Origin of the sequence: Geomonas sp., assembly GCF_035254065.1 — a bacterium.
Lineage (GTDB): Bacteria > Desulfobacterota > Desulfuromonadia > Geobacterales > Geobacteraceae > Geomonas.
Window position 1 is genome coordinate 1 of the sequence record NZ_DATFBA010000368.1, and the last position, 8481, is coordinate 8481.

Sequence of the window (8481 nt, forward strand, 5' to 3'; positions counted from 1 at the left end):
GACGGTATCAGTCGCAGGTGGGACGGTATCAGTCGCGGGTGGGACGGTATCAGTCGCGGGTGGGACGGTATCAGTCGCGGGTGGGACGGTATCGGATGAACCGAGAAAAGGGGGGTACCACACCGATACCCCCCAGGCTTGCTCTCGCTAATTCCGGATAGGACATACTCCTTGACCTCTCTCCGGCTTACGATCCTTCTTGGTGCTCGCCAACTGATGCTTCAGAAACGGTAATGGGCGCTTTGACCCTCGGACGGCTCCTCCGTTCCTTTGCCAGCTCGAATCCGGAATGGAGAAGGATCTCGGGATTGCGAATAGCCGCAGCCTCCAAGACCAAGGCAATCTCGTCCAGGAGCTGGATCAACTGCGCCTGGAGAACCTCGCGTTCCGCTATGTCCAACCTACTGCCATGGCGAGCCCTGAGGTATACCTCGTTCTGCTTCTTTGATGTCGCCAGATAGGTCGGCAACAGTGTCGGGTTCGCCCCCCAGGTTGACTCCGGGAACTTGTCGTTGTCCGTCAAGGACGCGCTGACCCTTTGGTTTACCTCATGGAACTTACTCGGCGTCCCATACCGATAGCTCCGCATTATCCTTACCATCTGTTGTCCCACGTGTCACCTCCCCCACTTCGCTGTACGTAAGCGGCTCGGTTTTATTTGTTAACTTGTTATAATTAGCGAGAGCATCTCGTTAAAGGTACTGCGAACGGAAGGTAATGCAAGTGGAGTGTTTCAACCGCACAGTTGACACTGCTAAGATGGCGGAATCACTAAAAAACAGCAGTAAGTGGGGGATCAGTAATCACGGTGGGATCTGAGGTAGAGAAGATAGGAGAAGCACGGGAGGGAACCTGCCATGCTCGACGAAAATATCGCCTACATCAAGACGGAGCCGATGCCAGCCGACACCCGTTGCCAACACGTCAACACCCCCCATTTCAGGTGCACCATCGAGCTGATCGACGGGTCCACCATCATGAGATGCGGCGAAACGGAGCTGCACGCGCTGGCCAACGCCATGGCCTGCTACAAGACCTCGCCGAGATTCAAAGAGGCCCCCTCCTCCTCAAGTCAGTAGAGTGTGACCGCGGAGAGGTCCGACGGATAATGTGTGGGGGGAGCCGGCTTAAAAGTGCAGGCTTCAGCCAATGCCGGGGTCTGGGCTTCGGGAGAGGGGATATTCGGACCGGACAACTCTGTACGAGCGCTCCTCCCGAAGGGGGGAGGCTGGGAGGGGGGGGAGCGCTGCCGCGAGACACGACCTCCTTTTTTTCTTCAAGAAAGTCACAAATGCTGGTAGCCTGACCGCCCTATGGAAAACTTCGTCCTCATCGGCGTCTTCGTCCTGCTCGGCATGCTGTTCCAGCGCCTGAAAGCCTTCCCCAAGGATACCCCGCAGGTCCTCAACATGTTCGCGCTCTACGTCTCGCTGCCGGCCCTGGTGCTGCTCAAGGCGCCGCAGATCGCCTTCTCCCGGCAGGCCGTCATCCCGCTGCTGGTACCTTGGGGGATGCTCCTGCTCTCGGTGGGGCTTCTTTTGGTGGCGGGGCGCATCTTTCACTGGCCGCGCCGCGTGCTGGGCGTCTTGCTGCTGATCGTCCCGGTCGGCAACACCTCGTTTCTCGGCATCCCGATGGTGACCGCCTTCTTCGGTCAGGCGGGCCTCCCGCCCCTGATCGTGTACGACCAGCTCGGCACCATGCTGATCTTTTCTACCTACGGCTCGTTCATCCTCGCCCTCTACGGGGAGGGGGGGAACAAGTTCAACCTCCCCGCGGTGGCCCGCAAGATGATCCTGTTCCCACCCACCATTGCACTGGTCACCGGCCTCGCCCTGCGCCAGTGGCCCTACCCCGAGAAAATCGCCCAAGGGCTGCAGAACGTCTCCCTCTCCCTGGTGCCGCTGGTGATGACGGCCATCGGCTTTCAGCTCAGGTTCCGGATGAAACGGCAGGTGCTGGGGCCGCTTTGCTTCGGGCTGGCGGTCAAGCAGCTCGTCGGCCCGCTGGTCGCACTGGGGATCTGTTGGAGTTTGGGAGCCTCCGGCCTACCGATGGAGGTCTCGGTCATCGAGGCGGGCATGCCCCCCATGGTGACGGCGGCCGCCCTTGCCGTGGTGGCGGGGATGGACGCGGAACTCTCCACGGCCCTGATCGGCGTCGGCATCGTCCTCTGCTTCGGGACGCTGCCGTTTCTGTATGGAATTCTGCAGCTAACCCACTGAGGCTGACATCTCCTCGAATCGCCCTCACCCCTGCCCCTCTCCCCTAAAGGGGCGAGGGGGAGTTGGCTCATACATCACTACCTTAGGGGGAGAGGCGAACTAGGCTGTACCCTCGCCCCTTTAGGGGAGAGAGGGAGTTGGCTGGTACATCACTACCTTAGGAGAGAGGGAACTAGACTGTACCCTCGCCCCTTTAGGGGAGAGGGTGGCCGAAGGCCGGGTGAGGGAGGTGTTAGAAGTGGGGATTAGCGCCCCACCTCCGACACCCTCTTTTTCCAGCGCGCCGACAATAGATAGAAGACGGCCAGCATCTCCAGCAGGGGAACTATCAGCAGGAAGGGGGAGCGGTCCGGCCGCGGCCAGAACAGTACGGTGAGTTCACCCTGATGCATGGCCTGCAGTATCCCCGGGATGATGCCGTAGAGCAGGAACAGGTAAAGAACGGCCAACAGGTCCGCCCGCTTGTTAGCGTGCGCCAGGTTGCAAAAGAGGAGGATGCCGAGGTCCCTCGCCTGGAAGAAGATCACCGCCGCCACGAAGGCCGCCACGTCGGGACCTCCCTTAAAGCCTGCACCCGCGGTTGCCGCCACCCCCAGCGCCATCAGTAGCCCCAGCGGAAAAGTCAACAGCCAGCGGGGAGCACGTTGCAGCAACTTCAGCCACTCCCTCCCCTCCGCCAACCGGACCACCCTCTGCAGGGTCAGCAGATCCTTTCTCTCGATGAAGGCCATCAGGTAGCTGGCGGCCACGGCAAGATAGAACGCCACCAGGACCGGACGGTTTACCCCCTGGAAGGGATCGTTGGCAGGCACCTTTTGGCCCGCGACCAGCCCGCCGCAGTAGACCATCAGGAAGATCAGGAAGGCCAGCCAGGCCGCCGGGCTGTTGACCATCTGCAGCTCGCGGCGCATCAGCTGGTACACCCCCAGCAGCGCCCAGAGCGTGATAGCGGTCACGCTTACCAGCATGAAGTCACGCAGCTGCCAGCCGGCACCGAACCAGGTGAGGGTCCCGCCTCCTTTTCCGAAGTAGCTGGCGAGCAGGATGCTGGCGGTCATGATACCCAGCAGCAGGATGCCCGTAGATTGGCTCCTGACAAACTTCCGTTCCTTCTGGATGCTGAGCAGGCTTCCCAGCATGGTCACCGCGTGGGCGAAGATGCCGGTCAGCACCAGCACCACCACGGTCTCCAACGATGCCACCGGGTCCGGGTCAGGGCCCGCCATCCAGTAGGCGGCGAGCAGCATGGCCGAGCCGTACCAGGTGTAGGCCGTGCTGCCGAACAGCTTCCCCCACACCAGTTGCCACGGGGTGAGCGACGACATCCGCTGCCCGTCCCAGGTGTGCTCGCGAATCTCGTTGACGATGGTTTCCGACGCCTGCTTGGTCCCCCACACCACCGTGATCAGGAAATAGAAGGTGATGGCGGCCGAGGCTACGTCGTGGGCCAGGCGGCTGCCGCCGGTCAGGTAGGCCAGATAGAGGATGGAGAGAATGACCAGCGGCATGCCGACCAGACGGTACGGGGTCATCTCCAGCCAGAGGTTCTTGCGGAATTCCGGATTGGTCATCACGCGCGCCCTCCCCGCTCACCTTTGACGGCCTTGAGGTAGACGTCCTGCATGTTCTGCTTCAGCTCGGTGAAGGAGCATACCTTGAGGCCGCCGGTTATCAGCTCCCGCAGGAGGTCGTGCTGTCGGGCGGGCGATGCGCTCAAGGAGATCAGAGCCCTGTCCTCATGCAGTTGCACCAGTACGACCCCTTCCAGGGCCTTCAGCACCGTCCCCAGCCCCTCGAACGGCTCAGCGAGCCGCAGCTCGAACAGGGAGCTCTCCTCCTTCACTTCCAGCGCCGCGTGGTCAACGATCCGGCCCCCGCGCAGCACCAGCATGTCGGTGGAGTACTCCTCCAACTCGGCAAGGATGTGAGAGGAGACCAGCAGCGTCATCCCCGCCTGCTGCAACCTTTTAAACAACAGCGCCAGCGAGTGGCGCGATTCCGGGTCCAGACCGGAGGCCGGCTCGTCGAGAAGGAGCAGGCGCGGCTTGTGGATGATAGCCTGCGCTATCGCCAGCCGCTGCCTTTGCCCGCGCGAAAGCGATCCCGCCTTCATGTCGAGCCGCCCATCCATCTCCAGCTGCGCGGCGCACTTCTCGATCAGCTCCTCCTGGCTCTGCGCCGGCACGCCGTGGGACATGGCGGCGTAGAGCAGGCACTGCCGCGCGCTCAGCTCCTCGTAGAGCCCGAAGAAGTCGGAGAGGTAGCCGATCTGGCGGTGGGTCCCGCGCGGGTCGTCCAGGATCTCCTTCCCCTCCAGCCGGATGGAGCCGGCCGTCGGCTCTTCCAGCGCCGCCAGGCAGCGAAGCAGCGTGGTCTTGCCGGCCCCGTTGGGACCGACCAGCGCGGTGATGCTGCCGGGGGAGAGGGAGAAAGAGACGTTGTCCAAGGCGCGCTTGCCCGGATAATCAAAGGTCAGGTTGTTAACTTCCATCAGCGAGCTTGCCATTAAACCTCCTCCCTCACCCGCCCTTCGGGCACCCTCTCCCCTGAACGGGCGGGGGGAACTTCCCAGAGCGGAGAGGGAATTCATTTCTTCCAGATCCAGCCTTTACGCTTGAAGTAGACCAGCATGCCGACCGCGATCCCCGCCATGATTAGGAGCACCGTGGGGTAGCTGTAGCGCCAGTCGTATTCGGGCATGTTCTTGAAGTTCATGCCGTACCAACCGACGATGAAGGAGAGTGGCATGAATATGGTGGCGATGATGGTCAGCACCTTCATGACCTCGTTCAGCCGGTTGCTGACGCTGGAGAGGTAGATGTCGACCATGCCGGAGAGGGCGTCGCGCAGGGTTTCCAGGGTGTCCAGCACCTGCACGGCATGACCGTACAAGTCCCGCAGGTAGACCAGGCTCTGCTCGTTCACCAGCGACGAGTCCCGGCGCTGCAGGCGGCCGATCGCCTCCCTGAGCGGCCAGACCACCTTGTGCAGGAAGAGCATGTCCCGCTTCATCTCGTAGATCGCGTGCAGCGTGCCGCCCTCGGGATGCTCGATCAGTTCGTCCTCGATCTCCTCGATCCGTTCGGCCAGCTTCTCCAGCACCAGAAAGTAGTTGTCCACGATCACGTCGAGCAGGGCGTGCAGCAGCATGTCTGGCCCCGAGGTTCGCAGCCGGGACTTCTCGTTCTTCAGCCGGACGCGCACCGGTTCGAAGACGTCTCCGGCCAGCCCCTCCTGGAAGGAAAGGACATAGTGGGACCCCAGCACCAGGCTTACCTGTTCGGAGGTGATGGCGCCAGATGTCTCGTCGAAGCCTATCATCTTGAGGACCACGTACAGGTAGTCGTCGTAGTCCTCCACCTTGGAACGCTGGTCGGTGGCGAGGATGTCCTCCAGGACCAGGGGGTGGATGCCGTAGCAGCTGCCGAACTGCCGCAGTATCTCTACGTTGGAGACGCCGTCGACGTTGATCCAGGTGACCGTTGGCGACGACTTGATGGGCTGGCATTGGGCGAGAGAGGTGACGTGATGCTTGCTGAGGGAAGTGGCGTCGTACTCGATGACGTCGATCTTGGTGGCGCCGGCCTTTTCCCTGCCGAGGTGGACCAGGGTGCCCGGGGCGGCTCCTGCCTTCTTGGATCTGTTCCTGACGTGCCGTGACATGATCTCTCCGAGGAATGGCTAACGATCTTCCGCGGCGAGAACGTAGCATGACTCGTCGTTCATATCACCAATTTTTTCACCCCCGCCAGGCGCAGGATGGTCGTCCACTCCTCCTCCCGCACCGGTTGGACGGAAAGGCGGCTTCTGTTCAAAAGGATCATGGCGGAGAGCTCGGGGATGTTCTTTAACTCAGAGAGGGTGACCGGCCGCGGCAGCTCGCGCAGGAAGCGGACGTCGACCATGTACCAGATCGGCTTGTCGGGCGTGCTTTTGGGGTCGAAGTGATCACCGTGGGGATCGAAGGCCGTGGAATCGGGATACCCCTCCCTCACCACCTCGACGATGCCGACAATGGCCGGCTCGGCGATGTTGCTGTGATAGAAGAAGCCGAGATCGCCGACCTTTATCTCGTCCCGAAGCAGGTTGCGGGCCTGGAAGTTGCGGACCCCGTCCCAGTGCTCCGTCTGCTTGGGGCGTTGTTGCAGGTCCTGTAGGGAAAAGCAGGAGGGTTCCGTCTTGAAGAGCCAGTAGTTGCGGTTGGACATGCGTGCACCTTTCTTTCGATTCGACACTGTAATTAAAAGTCAAAGAATGTAGAAGCCGTTCGTGCTGAGCCTGTCGAAGCACCTTCTATTGAACTCTCTTCCTCTTTTCCCTCAGCCGCTTCAATAGCTCCTGCGGCTCCAGGGTGTTCAGCACGTCCCCTTTTTCCAGCCAGCCGCGCTGGGCAACCGAAATTCCGTAGGAAAGGGTGGCGAACTGGGTCTTCACGTGGCTGTCGCTGTTGATCGCCAGCAGAACTCCCAGCTCCTTCGCCCGCCTCACGTACTTGTCGGCCAGATCCAGCCGCAGTGGGTAGCTGTTGATCTCCAGGGCGGTAGCGGTCTCGCGGGCGACTTGCAGCAGCTCTTCCATGTCCACCTCGTACCCGTTGCGCTCTCCCAGCAGCCGTCCGGTAGGGTGGGCGATGATGGAGACGTAGGGATTACGCATGGCGGCGGCGATGCGCGCGGTCATCCTCTCCTTGGGAAATCCGAAACCGGAGTGGATGGAAGCGACCACCACGTCCAGCTTCTTGAGGACGCTATCTGGAAAATCGAGGGTTCCATCCGGATGGATGTCCATCTCGGTGCCGTGCAAGAGGGTGAAGTCGGTGCATCCCCTGTTGAAGGCCCTGATCTCCTCCCCCTGCTCCATGAGCCGCTCAACGGTCAGCCCCCTGGCGATGCCCAGGCTCTGGGAATGATCGGTGATGGCGAGGTAGCTGAGCCCGGCGGCTTTGGCCGCCTGCGCGAGATCGGCGAAGGTATGGGCTCCGTCGCTCCACTTGCTGTGGACGTGCAGGTCGCCGCGCAGGTCGCCAAGGGTGATGAGCTTGGGCAGCCTGCCTGCCAGCGCGGCCTCCACCTCGCCCAGGTCCTCGCGCAGCTCCGGCGGGATGAAGGGAAGCTCGAGCAGTCGGTAGACGTCCTCTTCGTTCTCTCCGCCCAGCCGCCGGTTCTCCTCGTCAAAGATGCCGTACTCGTTGATCTTCAGCCCCCGCTTGACCGCCATCTCCCTGAGCCTGACGTTATGCGGCTTGCTCCCGGTGAGATAGGCCAGGGCGGCACCGAAGGACTCCGGCTCCACCACCCGCAAATCCACCTGCACGCCGTCCCGGATGATGACGCTGGCGCGGGTCGGCCCTTTCATGGAGACATCGTAAATCTGGGGCAGCGCGAGGAAGGCATCCATCACCCGTGACGGGTCGGGCGAGGTAGCCACCAGGTCGATGTCCTTGATGCTCTCCCGGCGGCGCCGGATGCTCCCGGCGATCTCCAGGCGGTCGACCGGCGCCGTTTCCCTGAGCGCCCGGACCAGATCCTCGGCCGCCGGCAGCATGCGTCCCAATGGGAGCCGCTCCCGCCCCCTCCTGACCGCCGCTATCCCCTTCAGGATGTTTTCTTCCGTCTTCTGCGCGATGCCGCGCACCCCCACCAGCCGGTGGTCGCGGGCGGCCTGCTCCAGTTCTTCGATGCTGGCGATGCCCAAGGCGTCGTAGATGCTCTTGGCCGTCTTGGGCCCCAAATCGGGGATGGCCAGCAGGGCGAAGACCCCGGCCGGGACCTCCTCCTTCAGCTTGTCGTGCATGGCGATGGTGCCGGTTTGCAGGTACTCCTCGATCTTGGCCGCCAAGTCGGCGCCGATCCCCGGGATCTCCAGCAGTTCCTTGTGCGTCATATCGTCCAGGTCGCGGGTCAGCCCCTCCAGGTTCAGGGAGGCCTTGCGATAGGCCCTGATCTTGAAGGGATTTCCCTCCTGGATCTCCATGATGTCGGCGATATCGGAAAAGATGCGGGCGATTTCCCTGTTCTTCATATTGAGCCCCCCGCGCCCTCCTCGGCTACCCACCTTTTCATGCTCTCCCCTCGCCCCTTTAGGGGAGAGGGGCTGGGGGTGAGGGCCACAGCGAACCTCCCTCACCCGCCCTTCGGGCACCCTCTCCCCTGAAGGGGAGAATCCCGCGGGCTACTTCATTTTATACATGTCCGGCGGCGGCACCCCAGAGTTCCTTCAGCCTGTCGTCCCTGCCGCAGCGACTCCTGTAGTAGTG

Annotated in this window: 8 protein-coding genes; 2 read left to right on the forward strand and 6 right to left on the reverse strand. The window is 62.2% G+C overall.

Annotated features, from left to right (window positions below):
* Positions 1-187: 187 nt before the first annotated feature.
* On the reverse strand, positions 188-613 hold the full coding sequence (locus VJ604_RS17120) for a hypothetical protein (protein WP_324084610.1): 426 nt from the start codon (positions 611-613) through the stop codon (positions 188-190).
* Positions 614-857: 244 nt separating this feature from the next.
* Here VJ604_RS17120 and VJ604_RS17125 point away from each other — a divergent pair, with 244 nt between their 5' ends.
* Both VJ604_RS17125 and VJ604_RS17130 read left to right on the forward strand, forming a co-directional pair.
* Positions 858-1079, forward strand: coding sequence for a hypothetical protein (locus VJ604_RS17125; protein WP_324084611.1), 222 nt, complete (start codon positions 858-860; stop codon positions 1077-1079).
* 234 nt (positions 1080-1313) lie between these two features.
* Positions 1314-2225: an AEC family transporter gene (locus VJ604_RS17130; RefSeq protein WP_324084612.1), complete on the forward strand. Its 912-nt coding sequence runs from the start codon at positions 1314-1316 to the stop codon at positions 2223-2225.
* 245 nt (positions 2226-2470) lie between these two features.
* Here VJ604_RS17130 and VJ604_RS17135 read toward each other — a convergent pair whose 3' ends face one another.
* The 5 genes from VJ604_RS17135 to polX all read right to left on the reverse strand — a co-directional run bounded on the left by VJ604_RS17135 (position 2471) and on the right by polX (position 8246).
* Positions 2471-3796: a hypothetical protein gene (locus VJ604_RS17135; RefSeq protein ID WP_324084613.1), complete on the reverse strand. Its 1326-nt coding sequence runs from the start codon at positions 3794-3796 to the stop codon at positions 2471-2473.
* Positions 3796-4815 carry an ABC transporter ATP-binding protein gene (locus VJ604_RS17140; protein ID WP_414652467.1) on the reverse strand — a complete coding sequence of 340 codons (1020 nt, stop codon included), beginning with the start codon at positions 4813-4815 and terminating at the stop codon, positions 3796-3798. The genes VJ604_RS17135 and VJ604_RS17140 overlap by 1 nt, the downstream gene beginning before the upstream one ends.
* Entirely contained in the window at positions 4812-5888 is a 1077-nt protein-coding gene (gene corA / locus VJ604_RS17145) for a magnesium/cobalt transporter CorA (RefSeq protein ID WP_324084615.1), read from the reverse strand. The genes VJ604_RS17140 and corA overlap by 4 nt, the downstream gene beginning before the upstream one ends.
* Before the next feature lie 59 nt (positions 5889-5947).
* Complete coding sequence (locus tag VJ604_RS17150) at positions 5948-6433, reverse strand: EVE domain-containing protein (RefSeq protein WP_324084616.1); 486 nt, start codon at positions 6431-6433, stop codon at positions 5948-5950.
* An 85-nt stretch (positions 6434-6518) separates the two neighbouring features.
* Positions 6519-8246 carry a DNA polymerase/3'-5' exonuclease PolX gene (gene polX, locus VJ604_RS17155; protein ID WP_324084617.1) on the reverse strand — a complete coding sequence of 576 codons (1728 nt, stop codon included), beginning with the start codon at positions 8244-8246 and terminating at the stop codon, positions 6519-6521.
* Positions 8247-8481: the final 235 nt, after the last annotated feature.